Origin of the sequence: Limnohabitans sp. MMS-10A-192 (genome assembly GCF_003063335.1) — a bacterium.
GTDB lineage: Bacteria > Pseudomonadota > Gammaproteobacteria > Burkholderiales > Burkholderiaceae_C > Limnohabitans_A.
The window spans coordinates 848,435-866,238 of record NZ_NERX01000001.1 but is presented as its reverse complement, the minus strand read 5'-3'; the positions used below and the strand labels follow the sequence as shown (position 1 = coordinate 866,238).

The 17,804-nt window shown below is 61.4% G+C and carries 18 protein-coding genes; 9 read left to right on the top strand and 9 right to left on the bottom strand.

Annotation, left to right across the window (positions count from 1 at the left end; translation table 11 throughout):
- Positions 1-59 precede the first annotated feature (59 nt).
- Complete coding sequence (locus B9Z43_RS17005) at positions 60-1,235, top strand: hypothetical protein (RefSeq protein ID WP_146186073.1); 1,176 nt, start codon at positions 60-62, stop codon at positions 1,233-1,235.
- 8 nt (positions 1,236-1,243) lie between these two features.
- On the opposite strand, the gene B9Z43_RS04200 is transcribed toward B9Z43_RS17005, so the two are convergent.
- Positions 1,244-3,052, bottom strand: a complete 1,809-nt coding sequence (locus B9Z43_RS04200; protein ID WP_108322840.1) for a gamma-glutamyltransferase family protein — start codon at positions 3,050-3,052, stop codon at positions 1,244-1,246.
- 89 nt (positions 3,053-3,141) lie between these two features.
- Positions 3,142-3,900: a 3-hydroxyacyl-CoA dehydrogenase gene (locus B9Z43_RS04195; RefSeq protein ID WP_108322839.1), complete on the bottom strand. Its 759-nt coding sequence runs from the start codon at positions 3,898-3,900 to the stop codon at positions 3,142-3,144.
- A 213-nt stretch (positions 3,901-4,113) separates the two neighbouring features.
- On the opposite strand from B9Z43_RS04195, the gene cfa reads away from it, so the two are divergent.
- Positions 4,114-5,283, top strand: a complete 1,170-nt coding sequence (cfa, locus tag B9Z43_RS04190; protein ID WP_108323290.1) for a cyclopropane fatty acyl phospholipid synthase — start codon at positions 4,114-4,116, stop codon at positions 5,281-5,283.
- 14 nt (positions 5,284-5,297) lie between these two features.
- Here cfa and B9Z43_RS04185 read toward each other — a convergent pair whose 3' ends face one another.
- Positions 5,298-5,426, bottom strand: a complete 129-nt coding sequence (locus B9Z43_RS04185) for a DUF3149 domain-containing protein (protein ID WP_199222241.1) — start codon at positions 5,424-5,426, stop codon at positions 5,298-5,300.
- Between the two features lie 130 nt (positions 5,427-5,556).
- On the opposite strand from B9Z43_RS04185, the gene B9Z43_RS04180 reads away from it, so the two are divergent.
- The 3 genes from B9Z43_RS04180 (at position 5,557) to ahpF (ending at position 8,347) form a co-directional block, all read left to right on the top strand.
- Positions 5,557-5,943, top strand: coding sequence for a DUF423 domain-containing protein (locus B9Z43_RS04180; RefSeq protein ID WP_108322838.1), 387 nt, complete (start codon positions 5,557-5,559; stop codon positions 5,941-5,943).
- 106 nt (positions 5,944-6,049) lie between these two features.
- Positions 6,050-6,613 (top strand): alkyl hydroperoxide reductase subunit C, encoded by a 564-nt coding sequence (ahpC, locus tag B9Z43_RS04175; RefSeq protein ID WP_108322837.1) that lies wholly within the window; start codon positions 6,050-6,052, stop codon positions 6,611-6,613.
- 183 nt (positions 6,614-6,796) lie between these two features.
- Entirely contained in the window at positions 6,797-8,347 is a 1,551-nt protein-coding gene (ahpF, locus tag B9Z43_RS04170) for an alkyl hydroperoxide reductase subunit F (RefSeq protein ID WP_108323286.1), read from the top strand.
- Between the two features lie 62 nt (positions 8,348-8,409).
- Here the strand turns inward: ahpF and hemP are convergent, their stop codons facing one another.
- The 5 genes from hemP to B9Z43_RS04145 all read right to left on the bottom strand — a co-directional run bounded on the left by hemP (position 8,410) and on the right by B9Z43_RS04145 (position 13,762).
- A complete protein-coding gene (gene hemP, locus B9Z43_RS04165) occupies positions 8,410-8,607 on the bottom strand; it encodes a hemin uptake protein HemP (RefSeq protein WP_108322836.1) in 198 nt (65 codons plus the stop codon).
- Positions 8,604-9,689 (bottom strand): alpha-hydroxy acid oxidase, encoded by a 1,086-nt coding sequence (locus tag B9Z43_RS04160; protein ID WP_233253946.1) that lies wholly within the window; start codon positions 9,687-9,689, stop codon positions 8,604-8,606. Before B9Z43_RS04160 ends, hemP begins: the two co-directional genes overlap by 4 nt.
- Positions 9,690-9,700: 11 nt before the next feature.
- A complete protein-coding gene (locus B9Z43_RS04155; protein WP_108322834.1) occupies positions 9,701-10,396 on the bottom strand; it encodes a Fe2+-dependent dioxygenase in 696 nt (231 codons plus the stop codon).
- A gap of 14 nt (positions 10,397-10,410) precedes the next feature.
- Positions 10,411-12,576 carry a TonB-dependent siderophore receptor gene (locus B9Z43_RS04150; RefSeq protein ID WP_108323284.1) on the bottom strand — a complete coding sequence of 722 codons (2,166 nt, stop codon included), beginning with the start codon at positions 12,574-12,576 and terminating at the stop codon, positions 10,411-10,413.
- Between the two features lie 142 nt (positions 12,577-12,718).
- Complete coding sequence (locus tag B9Z43_RS04145) at positions 12,719-13,762, bottom strand: extracellular solute-binding protein (protein ID WP_108322833.1); 1,044 nt, start codon at positions 13,760-13,762, stop codon at positions 12,719-12,721.
- Between the two features lie 105 nt (positions 13,763-13,867).
- Between B9Z43_RS04145 and B9Z43_RS04140 the strand changes: the two genes are divergently transcribed.
- Positions 13,868-14,815: a patatin-like phospholipase family protein gene (locus B9Z43_RS04140; RefSeq protein WP_233250008.1), complete on the top strand. Its 948-nt coding sequence runs from the start codon at positions 13,868-13,870 to the stop codon at positions 14,813-14,815.
- Positions 14,816-14,957: 142 nt separating this feature from the next.
- Here the strand turns inward: B9Z43_RS04140 and B9Z43_RS04135 are convergent, their stop codons facing one another.
- Entirely contained in the window at positions 14,958-15,488 is a 531-nt protein-coding gene (locus tag B9Z43_RS04135; protein ID WP_108322832.1) for a phasin family protein, read from the bottom strand.
- Between the two features lie 193 nt (positions 15,489-15,681).
- Between B9Z43_RS04135 and B9Z43_RS04130 the strand changes: the two genes are divergently transcribed.
- From B9Z43_RS04130 to B9Z43_RS04120, 3 genes are read left to right on the top strand one after another with little or no spacing between them, the layout of a single operon-like run.
- On the top strand, positions 15,682-16,611 hold the full coding sequence (locus B9Z43_RS04130; RefSeq protein ID WP_108322831.1) for a histone deacetylase: 930 nt from the start codon (positions 15,682-15,684) through the stop codon (positions 16,609-16,611).
- A complete protein-coding gene (locus B9Z43_RS04125) occupies positions 16,608-17,048 on the top strand; it encodes a thioesterase family protein (RefSeq protein WP_108322830.1) in 441 nt (146 codons plus the stop codon). Before B9Z43_RS04130 ends, B9Z43_RS04125 begins: the two co-directional genes overlap by 4 nt.
- Positions 17,045-17,782 (top strand): nitroreductase, encoded by a 738-nt coding sequence (locus B9Z43_RS04120; protein ID WP_108322829.1) that lies wholly within the window; start codon positions 17,045-17,047, stop codon positions 17,780-17,782. Before B9Z43_RS04125 ends, B9Z43_RS04120 begins: the two co-directional genes overlap by 4 nt.
- Positions 17,783-17,804 lie beyond the last annotated feature (22 nt).

Here is a 17,804-nt window from a genome sequence, read left to right as displayed (position 1 = left end):
ACGTCTTACTCTATACCTTGTTGATAAGACTTGGTCCACTGTCAATGAACTTCCAAGCTATGACTGTTTTGACTGTCCTGATCGGACTAATTTTGGTTTTATGGATCGTCTTACAGCACTTTCAGTTGCTGTCGAGCCGACGCGAATTGTTTGCTGAGCAGGCACGTATTCGTGATCTTGCGCGTTTGCAAGCCGAGTTGCGCGACAGGATCAATCTCCACGAAGAAGATGCACGCCAGCTCAATGACCAGCATGCCGTGGCATTGCAGAGTCTGGATGCTGCCAATCGGAACACAACTGAGCTGCAGTCTCAACTGCTTGGGGTCAAAAGCCAGGTTAGTCAGTTGGAACAATCGCTGTCAGGTGCTCGCGCTGCCCATGTGCAGTCTCAAAGTCAAACCGATGCCTTGAAAATTGAGCATGCCCGAGTCTTGAAAGACAAGGAAGCAGAACACCTTCAGCGACATCAGGCGCAACTTGATTTGACTGAGGAAAAAATCAATCAAATGACGCAGCACACATCTGCGCTGACCGCTGATTTTCAAGGTGTGCAAGCATCATTGCGCACGACCCAGAATGAGCATGTGCGGGCTGTTCAACTGTCGCAAGAGCTTCGCCTCAAGGTCGAACAATTGGAGGCGCTGCACCATGAAACTGATGAACGACTGAAACAACAACTGGTTTTGACCGAACGCAGTGACATGAAAGCTCAGCAGTCAGCTCAGGATTTGGCCACGTCTCAAGTCAGGGTGTCGCAGTTGCAAACCGAAACCCAGCAACTGCAGCAAGCCAACCGTCAATTGCAGGAGTCATGGCAGCAAGAAAAAGGAACTTGGGTAAAGGCGTTAGAGCAGCAGCAGTCTGTGCATCAAGCTCAATTGCAAGAGCTTGGACAGTCGCACCAAAATTCGTTGGCTCAGGCTTTGTCTGGTGCTGCCAATGAGCTGCAAACGTTGGAAAAATCCTTGATGGAGAAAATGCAAGGCATGGCCCAGACGCACGCACAAGAACATGCCCGCACACAAAACGAATTGACCAGCCTGCAACAGCAATTCCAGGAGCTTGGTCAAAGTCGTGCTGCGCTGGAGATGCAGTTGCATGCTTCACACCATCAGAAGCAGGCAGTTCAGGACAGGGTCATGGACTTTGAAAAACGGTGGAGCCAGCTGTCTCACGAGCAGCAGCAAGCGCACGAAATGCTGATGAACCTGAAGTCCCTTGTCAGCGCAAGCTGACAAGGATCTCAGTCACCCAACACGACCCCTTCGCGGCGCGGGTCAGCGCCGCCAAACCAGCCCGTGGGTGTGCGCTCGATCGCTTGCAAACCGCTGGTCATGTCCATCTCACGCACCTCATGCCCACGGGCTTTGAGCGCATCGAGGGTGCTGGCTGGAAAACCTTTGGCTTCGAGCAGGGTGGGGCCGTTGAGAGAGCCAAAGTTGGGCAGGCTGACCGCTTGCTGTGCGTTCAAGCCCCAATGCAGCGTGCCGGTGAGCAGCTTGGCCGTGTAGTGGATGATGAGTGCGCCCCCCGGGCTGCCACCGCTCAGCAGCAACTGTCCGGTGGCCTTGTCGAACACCAGCGTGGGCGACATGGACGAGCGGGGCCGTTTGCCGGGCTCGACCCGGTTGGCGATGGGACGGCCTTGCACATCGGCAGGCACAAAGCTGAAATCGGTCAACTGGTTGTTGAGCAAAAAGCCACCCGGGCGGGATGGGTCCGTTGTCACCATGCGCCGCGCACCAAACGCCGCTTCAATGGTGGTGGTCATGGCCACGGCGCGGCCTTTGGCATCGACCACGCTGATGTGGCTGGTGCCGTATTCGGTTTGCATGGGCATGGGCGCCCAGCTCGTTTGGACACCACCGGGCAGCCCTGGCTTGGCCACTTTCATGGACTGCGTGCCGACGAGTTGGCTGCGATCGCGCAGGTAGCCTGGGGCCAGCAAGCTGCGCCAGTCACCGGCAGGCGCTGGCACAAAGTCCGGGTCGGCCACGTACTGCGCCCTGTCGGCAAAGGCCAGGCGCGAGGCTTCGGTGTAACGGTGCAAAAAGTCAGGGGAGGGCACACCGCTTGAAAATGCTGCGCCTTGAGCCGAGGTGTGACCCAGCATGCCCAGAATCTGCCCGATGGCGATCTGGCCTGAGGACGGCGGTGGAAAGCCGCAGATGCGGTACAGGCGCGCTTGGGCCATGTGGTCAAAGCACAAGGCTTCGCGTTCACGGGCTTGGTAGTCGCGCAGGTCTTGCAAACTCAATGCACCTGGCCGAGGCGCTTGGGCGCTGCGGGCCACGATGGCCTGGGCCACCGGGCCTTCGTGCAGGGCACGACTGCCTTCGGCGGCCATGCGGCGCAGCACATGCGCATATTCCGGGTTGCGCAGCACATGGCCCACCGGCCAGGCTTGGCCCTCGGTGTTGAAAAAGAAGCGCTCGGCCAGTGGGTCTTTCTTTAAATGCGGATCGGTTTGCAGCAGCGTGTGCAGCCGCGGGCTGACTTTGAAGCCCTGCTCGGCCAGGCGGATGGCTGGCTCCAACAGCTGCGCCCAGGGCAGCTGACCGTGTTGCCGGTGTGCCGCTTCCAGCATGCGCACCGCACCAGGCACGCCGACCGATCGTCCGCTGAGCACGGCATCGTCAAAAGGCAAAGGCTTGCCGTCCGTGCCCATGAACATGTCACCCGTGGCTGCTGCCGGCGCGGTTTCTCGCCCGTCATGGGCTGTGACTTTTTGACCATCAAAGTGCAGCAAAAAAGCCCCACCGGCAATCCCGCTGGACTGCGGCTCCACCAGACCCAGCACCATCTGCACGGCGATCGCGGCATCCAGCGCCGAGCCACCCGCCCGCAGAATCTGCAGCCCTGCATCGGTGGCCAGTGGGTTGGCCGCGGCCACCGCCTGTCGGGTGTAAGCCCATCCCGCTTTGGTGCTGATGCCGCTGGCGGCTTCGGGTTGCTCGGGCACGCTGTAGCGCCAGTTGGCGTTGGGTGTTGGCGATGCGCAAGCGCCAAGCAGCGCCAAGGTGATCAAGCTCAGTGGCAGGGTTTTGTTCATGAGGAGGCCTCCGTGTCCTCGCATGCTAGCCCCAAAACGACAACAGGCCCCGAAGGGCCTGCTTGGTTGGGGAGCGTGAAGCCTTCAGATCATTTCGGTGCCAGACGGATCGCGCCGTCCAGGCGGATGACTTCGCCGTTGAGCATGTCGTTTTCGATGATGTGTTTGGCCAATTTGGCGTAGTCCTGGGGGGTGCCCAGGCGGCTGGGGAAGGGCACGCCTGCGGCCAGGGCGTCTTGCACCTCTTGGGGCATGCCAAACAGCATGGGGGTGCCGAAGATGCCGGGGGCAATCGTCATGTTGCGGATGCCGTTGCGGGCCAGATCGCGGGCGATGGGCAGCGTCATGCCGACCACGCCGCCTTTCGACGCGGCGTAAGCGGCTTGACCGATCTGGCCGTCATAGGCGGCCACGCTGGCGGTGCTGATCAGCACGCCGCGTTCGCCGGTGGCTTCGGGTTCGTTTTGGCACATGGCTTCCGAGGCCAGGCGGATCATGTTGAAGGTGCCCACCAGGTTGACCATGATGGTCTTGGTGTAAACGGCCAGGCTGTGCGCGCCGTTTTTGCCCACGGTTTTTTCAGCGGGGGCGATGCCTGCGCAGTTGACCAGGCCCATGAGCTTGCCCATGGACAGAGCTTTGGCCACAACAGCTTGGCCGTCTGCTTCGTTGCTCACATCGCACTTGACGAAGGCGCCGCCGAGTTCTTTGGCGACCGCTTCGCCTTTTTCGGCTTGCATGTCGGCGATCACCACTTTGCCGCCGTTGGCCGCCAGCATGCGTGCGGTGCCTTCACCCAGACCCGATGCGCCGCCGGTGACGATGAAAACTTTGCCTTGAATGTCCATGTCTCACTCCTGTTTCAGTTGACGTTACGTAAACGTCAATTATGCACATTCGTGACCTGTTCGGGTAGTCCACGCGTGCGGATGTAACGGTTTTCAAGTACGGCGCCTACGTCAAAAAGTGGATTGGCTGGCTCGCCGCCGCTGCTTAGCATGGCTTGTCCGTCGGACCCATCGGTCTGGCGCAGCGCAATGAAGACCCCACAGGAGGCATGCATGGTTTCAAGCTTGGCGTTGGGCCCAGATCGTTTGGTCGAGACCGATGAAAACTGGCGCAGGGCGGCTGATTTGTTGTCAACCGCCGGCATCACGGTGGGGGGGAGTCAGCCTTGGGACATGCAAGTTCACCACCCGGCGACCTTTGACCGCATCCTGACCCGTGGCAGTTTGGGTTTGGGCGAGAGTTACATGGACGGCTGGTGGGATTGCGAGGCGGTGGATGAATTCATCGCCAGGATTTTGCGGGCACGGCTGGACCAGCAGGTCGGCCGTGCAGGCTGGATTTGGGCATCGCTGAAGGCGCGTTTGACCAATTTGCAGTCCGAGCACCGAGCCTGGCAGGTGGGTGAAGTCCATTACGACCTGGGCAACGATCTCTATGAGGCCATGCTTGACCCGTCCATGGCCTACAGCTGTGGCTATTGGGCGCAAGCGAGCGATTTGCAGGCGGCGCAGCAAGCCAAGCTGGACCTGATATGTCAGAAGTTGCAATTGCGCCCCGGCATGACCTTGTTGGACATTGGTTGTGGCTGGGGCAGCCTGATGCTGTTTGCGGCCCAGCATTACGGCGTGCACTGCGTGGGGCTGACCATTTCCAAAGAGCAGGCCCGCTTGGGCACGCACAAAGCAGGCACATTACCCGTTCGCTTTGAGCTGGCCGATTACCGACAGTTCAATCTGCAAGGGGCGCAACGCTTTGACCGGGTTGCATCGATCGGCATGTTCGAGCATGTGGGGCACAAGAACTACCGCAGCTACTTCGACATGGCCAAGCGCTGTTTGCATGACGATGGCTTGTTTTTGTTGCACACGATTGGCAAAAACCATGCGGGCTCAGCGATCGACCCGTGGATTGAGCGTTACATCTTTCCCAACGGGGTGTTGCCCTCGGCTTCAGAGATCGGGTTTTACAGCGAGCACGATTTCGTCATGGAGGACTGGCACAACTTTGGTGTGGACTATGACAAGACCCTGATGGCATGGCACCAACGGTTTGAAGCGGCTTGGCCCGATTTGTGGGCCAAGTACGGTGAGCGCTTTTACCGCATGTGGCGCTACTACCTGCTGTGTTGCGCGGGCACCTTCCGGTCACGGGACAACCAGCTTTGGCAGGTGGTCTTCTCGCCCCGGGGGCAGTCGGGCGGTTACCGCCGACCACTGGCCTGAGCGCGGCAGGTGCCTTACTCGTTGGCGTTCATTTTGTGCACAAACATGCGCAGGAAGAAGGCGGCCATGAGCAGCATGAACACGATCACGCCCACACTCATCAGGCCATAGTCGGTAGAGAACAAGTCAATCAGCATTTTCATTTCAGGTCCTTAAATGGGGCGACGTCTTCACTGTGCGCCGATCTGTCAGACTTGGGCTGATCTGTGTCAAGCGCCGCGAGACAATCCCTGCGGCCTCTGATCTTTGTCAAACTTATCTCGCTGATTGGCCATGTCTTCTTCCCGAATTTTTCTGATCCTGGGCGCCTTGAGCGCCTCACTGAGCGTGGTGTTCAGTGCTGCCTTCGCCCATCTGCCCGCATTTGCCAATGGCATCCCGGCCATGGTGCAAACCGCTTTGAATCAGCAGCAGTTCCATGCCCTGGGCTTGATCTTGGTGGGGCTGGCCTTGGGCGGGCGTGGCCCCTCGCGCTGGTGGTTGGCCTCGGGCTGGCTCATGGCGCTGGGCATGGCCTTGTTCAGCTTCAACATTTACGCCCGCGCTTTGCTGGGGTTTGATGCTTGGCGAGCCCTGGTGCCCTGGGGCGGTAGCGCCTGGATCGCCGCCTGGCTGCTCCTGGCCGTGGGGGCATTCCGTCCTGGCTATGACACCCATTGAAACTTCCAATGGTCTCGACCTGCCAGTCGGGGTGGATTCGATTTATGATTCAACCCAATGAGTTTTCTCATTCGATAGTTTTTTTCAACCAACCCAAGGAAACACCATGTCCCTGATCAACACGCAAGTTCAGCCCTTCAAAACCCAAGCTTTCCACAACGGCAAGTTCATCGAAGTGACCGAAGCCAGCCTCAAAGGCAAGTGGAACGTGTTCATTTTCATGCCAGCCGCTTTCACCTTCAACTGCCCTACAGAGATTGAAGACGCGGCTGACAACTACGCAGCTTTCCAGAAAGCCGGCGCCGAGGTGTACATCATCACCACCGACACCCACTTCTCGCACAAAGTGTGGCACGAGACTTCGCCTGCTGTGGGCAAAGCCAAGTTCCCATTGGTTGGCGATCCAACACACGCCCTGACACGCGCTTTTGGCGTGCACATCGAAGAAGAAGGCCTGGCACTGCGCGGCACCTTCATCATCAACCCTGAGTTGACCATCAAGACCCTGGAAATCCATTCCAACGAAATCGCCCGTGACGTGTCGGAAACCCTGCGCAAGCTGACCGCTGCCCAGTACACCGCCGCCAACCCCGGTCAAGTGTGCCCAGCCAAGTGGAAAGAAGGCGCCAAGACTTTGGCTCCTTCCATCGACCTGGTCGGCAAGATCTAAATCTTGACCCCAAGCCCTGTTCTTCAGGGCTCTCAACACCCTGCAGCGCAGGGCGTTGAGCACAGCGCAACCAGGCCACCCGCCCGGTGTGCGCTGTCCTCAACGATTCCCCCAAACCCTTTTTTCTGAGGCTCCGCCACAAGCGGGACCCTGGATATGTGCAGCCTGAAACAGGAGAAAACCATGCTCGACGACACCCTCAAAGCCCAATTGCAGCAATACCTTGCCTTGTTGCGCCAGCCCATCCGCTTGGTCGCCTCGCTCGACGACAGCGAAACTGGCGCCGAGATGAAAGAACTGCTCGAGACCATCGTGGGCCTGTCGGACAAAGTCACGCTGGACACCTCGGGCAACGATGCGCGCAAGCCTTCATTTGCAGTGTTGCGTGAAGGTGAAACGCAAGGCGTGCGCTTTGCCGGTTTGCCACTCGGCCACGAGTTCACCTCCTTGGTCTTGGCCTTGCTCTGGACTGGCGGCCACCCGCCCAAGGTCGAGCCTGAAGTGATCGACGCGATCAAAGGCTTGGACGGCGACTTCAGCTTCGAGGTCTACATGTCCCTGAGCTGCCACAACTGCCCAGACGTGGTGCAGGCCCTGTCGCTCATGGCCATCTTCAACCCCAAGGTCAAAACCGTGGTCATCGAAGGCGGTGCTTTCCAAAAAGAAGTGGAAGAGCGCCAGATCATGGCCGTGCCCATGGTGTTCTTGAACGGTCAGGTGTTCGGTTCGGGCCGCATGAGCGTGGAAGAAATCGTGGCCAAGCTCGACACGGGTGCAGCCACCCGCGAAGCGGCCAAGTTGGACGCCAAAGACCCCTATGAAGTGCTGATCGTGGGCGGTGGCCCCGCTGGTGCGGCTGCGGCTGTGTACGCTGCCCGCAAGGGCATCCGCGTGGGCGTGGCGGCTGAGCGCTTTGGCGGCCAGACCAACGACACCATGGCGATCGAGAACTACATCTCGGTGCTCGAGACCGACGGCCCCAAGTTTGCCGCCGCGCTCGAAGCGCAAGTGCGCCACTATGGCGTGGACATCATGAACTTGCAGCGTGCGGACAAACTGACCCCCGCAGGTGCCGATGGTTTGGTGCACATCCAGATGGAAAACGGCGCGACGCTCAAAGCCAAAACCGTGATCTTGTCCACGGGTGCGCGTTGGCGCAACGTGAACGTGCCCGGCGAGTCCGAGTACAAAAACAAGGGCGTGGCGTACTGCCCGCACTGCGACGGTCCGCTGTTCAAGGGCAAGCGCACGGCCGTGATCGGCGGCGGCAACTCCGGCATCGAAGCGGCGATTGACTTGGCGGGTATCGTCGAGCACGTCACCGTGATCGAATTTGCCGAGCAACTCAAAGCCGACGCTGTGCTGGTCAACAAGCTGCACAGCCTGCCCAACGTGACGGTGCACACCAATGCCCAGACCACCGAGATCACCGGCGACGGCAGCAAGGTCAACGGCATCCGTTACAAGGACCGTGCGACCGGCACCGAGCACCATGTCGAATTGGCGGGCGTGTTCGTGCAAATCGGCTTGGTGCCCAACACCGAGTTCCTGAAGGGCACGGTCGAGCTGAGCAAATTTGGCGAGATCGTGGTGGACGCCAAGGGCCACACCAATGTGCCCGGCGTGTTCGCCGCAGGCGACTGCACCACGGTGCCGTACAAGCAGATCGTGATCGCCGCAGGCGAAGGTGCCAAGGCAGCTTTGAGCGCTTTTGACCACCTGATCCGTTCCTGATTCTCAGGTGCGCTTAACGAAAACCGGGCTGCTTGCAGTCCGGTTTTTTTGTTTTCAGCGCCTCACTTGGTCAAGATCAACTTGCCTTGCCGGGTGATCTGGAGTTTGTAGGTTTCGCCCTGGTGCGCGATCAGCACCTGATGGGCCGCCTCGAACAAGGTCTGGCTGTCAATGGTGCGCACGGCTTGTGCCACTTGTGGCCTCTTGCCGGGTGCTCTCAGTTTGGGGGCTTGGCCCTGAGGCTTGTTCGCTGGGGTCATGACCGGCCTTGCCAGTGAAGGTGTGCGGGGGTGATGTCTTGCGGGGTTCGGCAGCCGCACAGGGTCATGGCCATTTCGAGTTCGTCTCGCAAAAGCCGCAGCACATGGGCCGCGCCACGCGCACCCGCATGGGCCAGGCCATAGAGGCAGGGGCGCCCCACCAGCACCGCATCCGCCCCCAGCGCTAGGGCTTTGAACACATCGGTGCCTCGGCGTATGCCGCCGTCCACCAAAACTGCCGCATCGCCTTGCACCGCATCCACCACGGGCAGCAGCAGCCGGGCGCTGGCGGGCTGGGTGTCGAGGGTGCGGCCGCCATGGTTGCTGACGATCAGACCACTCAGGTTCAGGCGCACCGCTTGCGCTGCGTCCAACGGGTGTGTGATGCCCTTGAGCAGCACGGGCAGCCGGGTCCAGCTTTGCAGCCGCGCCACATCGTCCCAGGTGGGGGCGGCGTTGCCGTGCCCGGCGCACAAGCCAGCGCTCTCGGTGGGCGGCTGGGCTTGCCAATGCACTGGGCGGGCGTGTTCAGGCAGCGGCAGGCCGGGGCCCAGGCGCCGCTCTCGGTCACGCACGCCTTGCACAGGCGCATCCACGGTGAGCACCAAGGCCTCGTAGCCTGCGTCCTCAATCTGTGCCATCAAGGCGCGCAGCGCCCCGTGGTCGGCCTGCCAGTAGAGCTGGAACCACAGCGGCCCGCGCTCGGCTTCGCCCTGCACCAGATCGGCCACGGTCTGCAAGGGGGTGCTGGTCTGGTGCGACAACACCATGCCGCAGCCTTGCACAGCCGCGGCCAGTGCCATGCCTGCTTCGCCATCGGCGTGGGCCCAGCGCTGGTGGGCCATGGGCGCCACCAGCATGGGGGTGGGCCACGAGCGCCCCAGCAGTTGTATGTGGGTGTGCCCGCCCTGCAAGTCTTGCAGCACGCGGGGCGCCAGGCCCATGTCTTGCCAGGCCCGGGTGTTGTTCTGGAGCGTGATTTCGTCTGCGGCACCGCCCGAAAAGTACGCCCACGCCGCCTCATCCAGCGCAGCGTGGGCGAGTTTTTCGTGGTCGTACAGGTTGATCGGTGTGTCGTTCATGCGGGCCACGCTCACGTGTCTGCCCATTGGCGCAGCAGGTTGTGGTACACGCCCGTCAAGGCGGTGGTCTCGGTGGTTTCGCCCAGTTGCGCACGCAGCTTGAGCAGGTTCATGTCGAGGTCGAACAGGATGCGGCGCTGCTCTTGGCTGCGCACCATGCTCTCGATCCAGAAAAAGCTGGCCAGCCGTGCACCCCGTGTGACGGGCGTGACCTCGTGCACCCGCGTGCCGGGGTAAAGGATGGCGTCGCCCGCTGCCAGCTTGAAGCGGCGTTCACCGCCGTGGTCTTGTATGCACAGCTCGCCCCCGTCGTAATCCTGCGGATCGCTCAGAAAGACCGTGCACGACAGGTCTGAGCGCACCCATTCCGGCATGCCCTGTGCGTTGTGCGAACGCAGCACCGCGCCGTCGATGTGCGGGCCGTAATGGCTGTGCGCGCTGTCGTAGCGGTTGAAGAGAGGGTGAAAAATCCGCCTGGGCAGTGCAGCTGAGAGCAGCAGGGGATCGCGCTGCACCGCCGCCAGCACCAGGCCTTGCAAGCGGCGGCAGCTGTCACTGTCTTGGGCCAGCTGCAGGTTGTGCTTTTGCACAAGTGCTTGGGCGCCCGCACTGCTGCGCCCGTCGATCCAGGGGGCATCGTCGCCCAGCCCGGCGCGTGCGCTGTGCACTTCATCGGGGCTGAGCAGTTGGGGCCGGTGAAGGATCATGGGGCGTGCCTGTCTCAGAACCGTGTTTTGAGCGACAGCTGCACGGTGCGCGGCGCGCCCGGGCCGTAGAAGCCCCGGTACAAGGTGTCGGCATACAGTTTGTTCGTCAGGTTGTTGACGTTGAGCTTGAGCGCGGTGGCGTCGCTGAAGCTGTACTCGGCCATGGCGTCCAAGGTGGTGAAGGCGGGGGCCACCACATGGCGGTTGCCTTCGGGCGATTGTTCGCCCCGGTGGTTGATGCCCCCGGCCACGCGCCACTGGCTGCTGAGCAAGTAGCTGGTCCAGAGGCTGGCGCTGTGCTTGGGCGTCAGGGCCGGGCGGTCGCCCAGGCGCTGGGCGTTGCCTGTGGTGATGGTGCTCTCATCAATGCTGGCGCTCGGAATCCAGGTCTGGTTGTAGAACACTTCCCATTTCGGCGTGATGCGCCCGGCCAGGTTGAATTCCATGCCGCTGGCATGGCGCTTGCCCGACAAGAGCATTTGCGCGGCAGCGGCATCCGGGTCTGTGTTGCGCTCGTTGTATTTTTCCGAGTGGAACAGGGCCACGCCCAGCGAGGCTTTCTTGTTGAAGATTTCCCACTTGCCGCCCAACTCGAAGTTACGGCTCTTTTCGGGTGGAGTATTGGCCAGTTTGGCGTTGGCACTGCCCTCGCCAAAGCTGCCCAAGGCAAACTGGTAGGTGTCGCCCGAGGTGTTGTAGGAGGTGCCTGCGCTGGCGTAATAACTGCTCAGTTCGTCAGGTTGGAAGATCAGCCCGGTGCGCGGGCTCCAGAGGTTTTCGCTCATGGCAAAGCTGTTGCCGCTGGGGTCGCGGTAGTCGCCCGCGAAGTGGTCAAAGCGCAAACCCGCCACCCATTTCAGGTGCGGCAGCAGTTCGACCGTGTCTTGTGCATAGACACCCAGGCCTTGGGCCTTGAAGGTGTTCATGGGGGCGTTGCCCCGTGTGTCGGCGCGCCAGGCACCGTCGTCGGGGGTGCCCACGGTGGTGTTCAGGCCCGATGCTGCACCTGCAAAGCTTTGGTTGCGCTGGGCGTTTTCGCGGTAAGCGTCCACGCCGGTGATCAGCTGGTGTGTGTGGCCCCAAGCTTGCAGCTTGCCCGAGTAGTCGCTTTGCACTTGGGTCAAGTCGCTCACGCCCACGCGGCCTTTGGGGGTGCGCTTGAGCGCGGTGCTGGCGCTGATGTCGGCCAAGCGGGTGATCGGGTTGACAAAAGCGATGGCGCTGGCCCACAGGTCGCGTTCGTAGTGCCCTTGGCGCAGCTGCGTCTTGATTTGGCTGTCGGCGTCAAAGCGGTGCACATGGCTGAAGGTGCCGTAGGTGCTTTCGGTGCGCAGGTGGTCGCTGGCCAGCCCGTAGTAGTTTTGGGCGGCCAAGGTTGGCACGATGACGCCGCTCTGGATGAACCAAGGGTGGTTGTAGAGCGGGCGACCCTGGGTTTCCAAGTGGTACAGGCCGATGCTGAATTCGTCGCGGTGGCCGATGCCCCAGCGGAAAGTCGGCGCAATGCCTCGTTTGTCCACTTTGGCCCCCCAATTGTCGGCTTGGTGCGTCATGGCGTTCAGGCGGAACGCGGCGTCTTCGCCGGTCACCCAGTTGAAGTCGCCCGTTAGGCGGCGCTGCTGGCCGCTGCCCACCGTGAGGTTGAGTTCGTGCTCCTCGAGCAGTTGGGGCGCCTTGTTGACCTGGTTGACCACTCCGCCCGTGGAGCCTTTGCCAAACAACATCGAGGCCGAGCCTTTGAGCACCTCGACCCGGTCCTGGTTGAAGGTGTCGCGCTCGATGAGCGGGGCGTCGCGCAGGCCGTCCACATAAATGTCGCCCGCCTGGCCCAGCGAAAAGCCGCGCAGTCGCACATCTTCTTCGCCGGTTTCTCCGGCCTGAAACGTCACCCCCGCCGTGGTCTTGAGCACCTCGCGCAAGTCGTCCAGGTTGCGGTCTTGCATCAGCCGCTCGGTCATCACCGTCACGGTTTGCGGGATGTCGCGCAGCGCCTGGCGGCCTTTGCCGATGCTGGTTTCGCGCACGCGCAGCACGCTTTTGGCGTCTTCGATGCGCGAGTCCTTGATGACCACGGTGCCCATCTCGCGGTCGGATTGGGCCTGCGCGATGGGGCTGACAGCGCCGGCCAGCATCAGCGCGGCCAGGGGCAACAAGGGCGTTTTTGTAGAGGTGGTGTGCATGGTGAAGTCCAATCCAAGGCGGCCGAAAACATCGGTTTTCGGGAAAACAGGCAATGGCTGGCTATCACCCCCGGCTGGTCCGGGGTGAGTGGCTGGCTGAAGAATGAGAGACGGTCGGGCGATAAGGCGCCGACCTGGGGGCTTACTTGAAGCCGACGCGGTCCAGCATTTGCTGCACCTTGATCTGGTTCATGCCCACGGCGCTGATCGGGATCAGCTCGCTTTTGAAGCTGCCGCCGGTCATGGCTTTGAGGGCCGGGTTGTCAAAGCTCACGCCTTTGGCCACGGGCCACTCGTTGTTGCCGTTGGCAAAGTGGTTTTGCGCGCTGGGGCTGGCCAGGTATTCCAGGAACTTGACCGCGTTGTCGGTGTTCTTGGCGTAGCGGGCCACTGCGCCACCTGCCACGTTCACGTGGGTGCCCCAGCTCGATTGGTTGGGGAAGACCACGCCAATTTTCTCGGTCACGGCTTTGTCGGCCGGGTTGGTCGAGCGCATCATGCGGGCCAGGTAATAAGTGTTGGTCACGGCCACACCGCACTCGCCAGCGGCCACGGCCTTGATCTGATCCGTGTCGCCACCCTTGGGGCTGCGCGCCATGTTGTCCACCAGGCCTTTGAGCCAGGCTTCGGTTTTTTCTGCGCCCAGGTGTTCGGTCATCGCGCCAAACAGGCTCAGGTTGTAGGGGTGCGAGCCGGAGCGGATGCACAAAGCGCCTTTGAGCTTGGGGGAGGCCAATTTTTCGTAGCTGTCCACGTCGGACTTGCTGAACTTGAGCTTGTCATAGACCACGACGCGGGCTCGCGTGGACAAGCCAAACCAGGCAATGCCGCCGTTGTCGGCTGGTTTGGCGTGCAAGTTGGCGGGAATGGCCGCCTGCAGTGTCTTCGATTGCACCGGCAGGAAAAGGCCATCCACCTCGGCACGCCACAGGCGAGCCGCATCCACCAGCAAAATCACGTCCGCAGGGGAGGCGGCGCCTTCGGCCTTGAGGCGAGCGAGAATACCGGCATCGTCGGCATCGACGCGGTTGATCTTGATGCCGGTGGCCTTGGTGAAGTCGCTGTAGAGCGCTTCATCGGTCGGGTAGTGGCGGGCCGAGTAGATGTTGACGACTTTGTCCTGGGCCAAGGCCATGGACGAGGCCATCAGGCAAGACACAGCAAGGGCAGCAGACAGGAGGCGCATGGTGGTGCTCTCGGAATTTGTTTCGTTGTCGTGATCTTATCTCAAATGCGAATCATTATCAATAACTTTTTGGAAGTCAGGGAAAAGATGAAGAAGAACAAGACCATGCTGCGTCGGCTCGGGATGGGCTGCGGATGGCTGTGGGCCTTGGTGCTGACGGGCTGCGCGAGCGTGGCACCTGTGCCGGTGGTGACCACCGAAGCGCCCCCCCATCAGACCGTGGTCACCCCCCCGGTGACGGTGGTCCAGCCTGTGCCGATTCGCCGCCCGGTTCATTTGGGCTTGGCCCTCGGCGGCGGCGCTGCGCGGGGCTTTGCCCATGTGGGCGTGATCCAGGTGCTGGAAGAGGCCGGTTTGAAGCCCAGCCACGTGGTGGGCACATCGGCTGGCTCTTTGGTGGCCGCGCTGTATGCCAGCGGCAAAAGTGTGCCCGAGTTGCGCAAGGCCGCCGAAACCATGGAGGAGGCAGAAATCACCGACTGGATGGTGCCCTTGCTCAACCGGGGCGCTCTGCGGGGTGAGGCCTTGGCCAAATACGTGAACTCCCAAGTGGGCGGGCGGAATCTGGAGCACATGAAGATCCCGCTGGGCATTGTGGCGACCGATTTGCGCAGCGGAGAGGCCATCACCTTCCGTCGGGGCAATACCGGCTCGGCTGTGCGCGCATCGAGTGCGGTGCCCGCCGTGTTCCAGCCGGTGCGCATTGGCGACCGAGAGTATGTGGACGGCGGCCTGGTGGCCCCGGTGCCTGTTCGCCAAACGCGCGAGATGGGGGCCAATTTTGTGATCGCCGTGGACATTTCCAGCGACCCGGAGGGCAACCCTGCGGGCGACACCTTCCAGATCCTGCTGCAAACCTTCACCATCATGGGCAAGAGCATCAACACCTTGGCGCTCAAGGACGCGGACATCGTGATCCGTCCGGCGCTCAGCGGCGTCAAAAGCGCCGACTTCAGTGCCCGTCGCCGCTCGATCGAAGCGGGCCGCGTGGCCATGCTGGCGCAGTTGCCGCGCTTGAAGGAGCGTCTGGCGGCGTTTGAAGCCGGGCACTGATCGGTGGGCATAAAAAAAGGGCTGATCTTGCGATCAGCCCTTGAAGGGATCCCTGTTTCCCAGATGAAATTCAAAAGGATCCGAGGAGACAACTTGCAAATTCAGGGGGCAGGTCCTTGCAAAACCAGCCGCCTGTGAAAAATCACTTCTTCTTGCCAGCTTTAGGGGCAGCAGCCGAAACGGCAGCCAGATTGGATTCGGCCAGATCGGTGGCTTGCTTGACGGCTTTTTGCACGGATTCGAAAGCGGTGTTGGCGGCAGTCACGGCACCCTTCATCATGGCCACGGCTTGCTCGGAGCCTGCAGGTGCGTTTTGCGTAGCGCTGTCCACCAAAGAGGAGAACTGCTTTTGAGCGGCCGCAGCTTGGGCTTCGAAAGCCTTGGTGAATTCGCCACCGGTGCCGGAAGCGATGTCGTACAGGTGACGGCTGTAAGCAGCGGTCTTTTCAGCCAAAGGCTGGAACAGGTTGGCTTGCATGGCCAGCAGTTCTTGGGCGTCTTTCACGCTCAAAGCGGCTTGGGTGTTGCTGGAGGAGTCGTCCAAAGCGGCTTTGGCAGCGGTCAGGTTCAGCTCGACCAGTTTTTCCACGCCTTCGAAGGCTTTGGCGGTCAAACCAAACAGGGTTTCCACATTGGCTTTGTGCGAGGCGACGATTTGTTCAGCGGTCATCATGAGAATCTCCAAAAAAGTTTTCAAAGGGACTGCGCCGAAACTGGCCGGGGCCGTACAACTTTGTTGCAGTGCAGCATGGTTTCAATTTTAGGGTTTCTCAGCTCGCTGGCAAGGGGTTTAGCCGCTTCGCGCAGCAGTTTAGAGAGCGTTTTCTAGAATCGAGCTTTCCGCCCTGGCTCCCTCGCACGCCTTCATGCACGCTTATTACGCCGATCACTTTGTTTTGCCCTTGCCAGAAGGCCACCGCTTTCCAATGCGCAAGTACAGCCGCCTGCGCGACCGGCTCACGCAGGAGCTGCCCGGTGTGCGGATGCGCGAAGCCCCTGCGGCCAGCGACGGCGAGCTGGCGCTGGTGCACACCCCGGCCTACATCCAGGGCGTGGCCACCGGCAGTCTGGATCCGGCCATTCAAAGAGAGATCGGCTTTCCGTGGAGCCCGGCCATGGCCGAGCGGGCCCGCCGCTCGGTGGGCGCCAGTGTGGCCGCCGCCCGCGATGCGCTGGTGCAAGGCGTGGCAGGCAACCTGGCGGGCGGCACCCACCACGCCTACGCCGACAAGGGCGGTGGCTTTTGTGTGTTCAACGACATCGCGGTGACGGCCCGCCTGATGCAAGCCGAAGCCTGGCGACAGCAACGCCGGCCAATGAATGTGGCCGTGATCGATCTGGATGTGCACCAAGGCAACGGCACGGCGGCCATCTTTGCCCGGGATGCGAGCGTGTTCACCCTGTCTGTGCATGGCGAAAAGAACTTTCCTTTTCGCAAAGAGCCCAGCGATCTGGACGTGGGTCTGCCCGACGGCTGCACCGATGAGCCGTATCTGGCGGCGCTGCACCAGGCCTTGCAGACCCTGCAAGATCGCTTTGACCCGCACCTGGTGATTTACCTGGCCGGGGCCGACCCGCACGAGGGCGACCGCCTGGGCCGCCTGAAGCTCACGGCAGACGGCATGCAGGCGCGTGACCGGGTGGTCATGGACTGGGCTTGGCAGCGACGCTTGCCCGTGGTGATGTGTATGGGCGGCGGTTATGGCCACGACATCGAGACCACGGTGCAGGTGCAAATGCAGACCTGGCAAGTGGCCTTGGACTACTGGCAACGCTGGCACAATCTCAGGCGATGAACACGCCTGCCAAACCTCAGCCCGAAAGCCGCGATGCCTACAAGGCGTTTCGCGCCATCACCACCCGCTGGATGGACAACGACGTCTATGGGCACGTGAACAACGTCGTGTACTACAGCTGGTTCGACACCGCCGTGAACGCGACCTTGATTGAAAAGGGTGTGCTGGACATCCACGGCGGCAGCACCATCGGCTTGGTCATCGAGACCCAGTGCAATTACTTTGCACCGCTGGCCTTTCCGCAGACCATCGACGCGGGCATCCGTGTGGCCAAGCTGGGCACATCGAGCGTGCGTTACGAGGTGGGCTTGTTCGCCCAAGACGAGCCCCTGTGCGCCGCCAAAGGCCATTTTGTTCACGTTTACGTGGACCGCGAAACTCGCCGCCCCGTGCCCTTGCCCCCCGCATTGAAAGCTTATCTGGAGACCTTGACATGAGCATCCCCCACATTGACAAACAAGTCAGCGCCCGCGTGAGCGATGCGGCCAGCGTGGACACCGCCATCCTGAGCCGTTTTTCGGCCCGCGCTTATTTGCCCCAGGCGGTTGATCGCCAAGTGCTCGAAGAAGTGCTGCAAGTGGCGGCCCGCGCCCCCAGCGGCACCAACACCCAGCCCTGGAAGGTCTATGTCTTGCAGGGCGCCAAGCGCGATGATCTGGTCGCCAAGACCTGTGCCGCGCACAACGCCATCAGCGCCAACCCCGCATTGGCCGCCGAATACGCCGAGGTGTACGACTACTACCCCGAAAAATGGGTCAGCCCCTACATCGACCGCCGCCGCGAGTGCGGCTTTGGCCTGTACGGCGTGCTGGGCATCGGCAAGGGCGACAAAGACCGCATGCACGCGCAGCACCAGCAGAACTTCCGCTTCTTTGACGCGCCCGTGGGCCTGATCTTCACCATCGACAAAGTCATGGGCCGGGGCAGCTTGCTGGACTACGGCATGTTTTTGCAGTCCATCATGGTGGCGGCCCGTGCGCGGGGCCTGCACACCTGCCCACAAGCGGCCTGGAACAACTTCAGCAAAATCATCTTGCCCCATGTGGGCGCAGGCGAAAACGAGATGGTGGTTTGCGGCATGGCCCTGGGCTATGCCGACGAGTCGGCCCTGGTCAACACCTTCCAGACCACCCGCGTGAACGCGCAGGACTTCACCCACTGGGTGGCGTGAGTCCGTTGTTCTAGAACTAAGG

What these genes read in the sequence shown, in the direction of transcription:
- B9Z43_RS17005 (WP_146186073.1), top strand. Translation starts at nt 60, where the DNA reads ATGACTGTTTTGACTGTCCTGATCGGACTAATTTTGGTTTTATGGATC.
- B9Z43_RS04200 (WP_108322840.1), bottom strand. Translation starts at nt 3,052, where the DNA reads ATGAACAAAACCCTGCCACTGAGCTTGATCACCTTGGCGCTGCTTGGC.
- B9Z43_RS04195 (WP_108322839.1), bottom strand. Translation starts at nt 3,900, where the DNA reads ATGGACATTCAAGGCAAAGTTTTCATCGTCACCGGCGGCGCATCGGGT.
- cfa (WP_108323290.1), top strand. Translation starts at nt 4,114, where the DNA reads ATGGTTTCAAGCTTGGCGTTGGGCCCAGATCGTTTGGTCGAGACCGAT.
- B9Z43_RS04185 (WP_199222241.1), bottom strand. Translation starts at nt 5,426, where the DNA reads ATGAAAATGCTGATTGACTTGTTCTCTACCGACTATGGCCTGATGAGT.
- B9Z43_RS04180 (WP_108322838.1), top strand. Translation starts at nt 5,557, where the DNA reads ATGTCTTCTTCCCGAATTTTTCTGATCCTGGGCGCCTTGAGCGCCTCA.
- ahpC (WP_108322837.1), top strand. Translation starts at nt 6,050, where the DNA reads ATGTCCCTGATCAACACGCAAGTTCAGCCCTTCAAAACCCAAGCTTTC.
- ahpF (WP_108323286.1), top strand. Translation starts at nt 6,797, where the DNA reads ATGCTCGACGACACCCTCAAAGCCCAATTGCAGCAATACCTTGCCTTG.
- hemP (WP_108322836.1), bottom strand. Translation starts at nt 8,607, where the DNA reads ATGACCCCAGCGAACAAGCCTCAGGGCCAAGCCCCCAAACTGAGAGCA.
- B9Z43_RS04160 (WP_233253946.1), bottom strand. Translation starts at nt 9,689, where the DNA reads ATGAACGACACACCGATCAACCTGTACGACCACGAAAAACTCGCCCAC.
- B9Z43_RS04155 (WP_108322834.1), bottom strand. Translation starts at nt 10,396, where the DNA reads ATGATCCTTCACCGGCCCCAACTGCTCAGCCCCGATGAAGTGCACAGC.
- B9Z43_RS04150 (WP_108323284.1), bottom strand. Translation starts at nt 12,576, where the DNA reads ATGCACACCACCTCTACAAAAACGCCCTTGTTGCCCCTGGCCGCGCTG.
- B9Z43_RS04145 (WP_108322833.1), bottom strand. Translation starts at nt 13,762, where the DNA reads ATGCGCCTCCTGTCTGCTGCCCTTGCTGTGTCTTGCCTGATGGCCTCG.
- B9Z43_RS04140 (WP_233250008.1), top strand. Translation starts at nt 13,868, where the DNA reads ATGCTGCGTCGGCTCGGGATGGGCTGCGGATGGCTGTGGGCCTTGGTG.
- B9Z43_RS04135 (WP_108322832.1), bottom strand. Translation starts at nt 15,488, where the DNA reads ATGATGACCGCTGAACAAATCGTCGCCTCGCACAAAGCCAATGTGGAA.
- B9Z43_RS04130 (WP_108322831.1), top strand. Translation starts at nt 15,682, where the DNA reads ATGCACGCTTATTACGCCGATCACTTTGTTTTGCCCTTGCCAGAAGGC.
- B9Z43_RS04125 (WP_108322830.1), top strand. Translation starts at nt 16,608, where the DNA reads ATGAACACGCCTGCCAAACCTCAGCCCGAAAGCCGCGATGCCTACAAG.
- B9Z43_RS04120 (WP_108322829.1), top strand. Translation starts at nt 17,045, where the DNA reads ATGAGCATCCCCCACATTGACAAACAAGTCAGCGCCCGCGTGAGCGAT.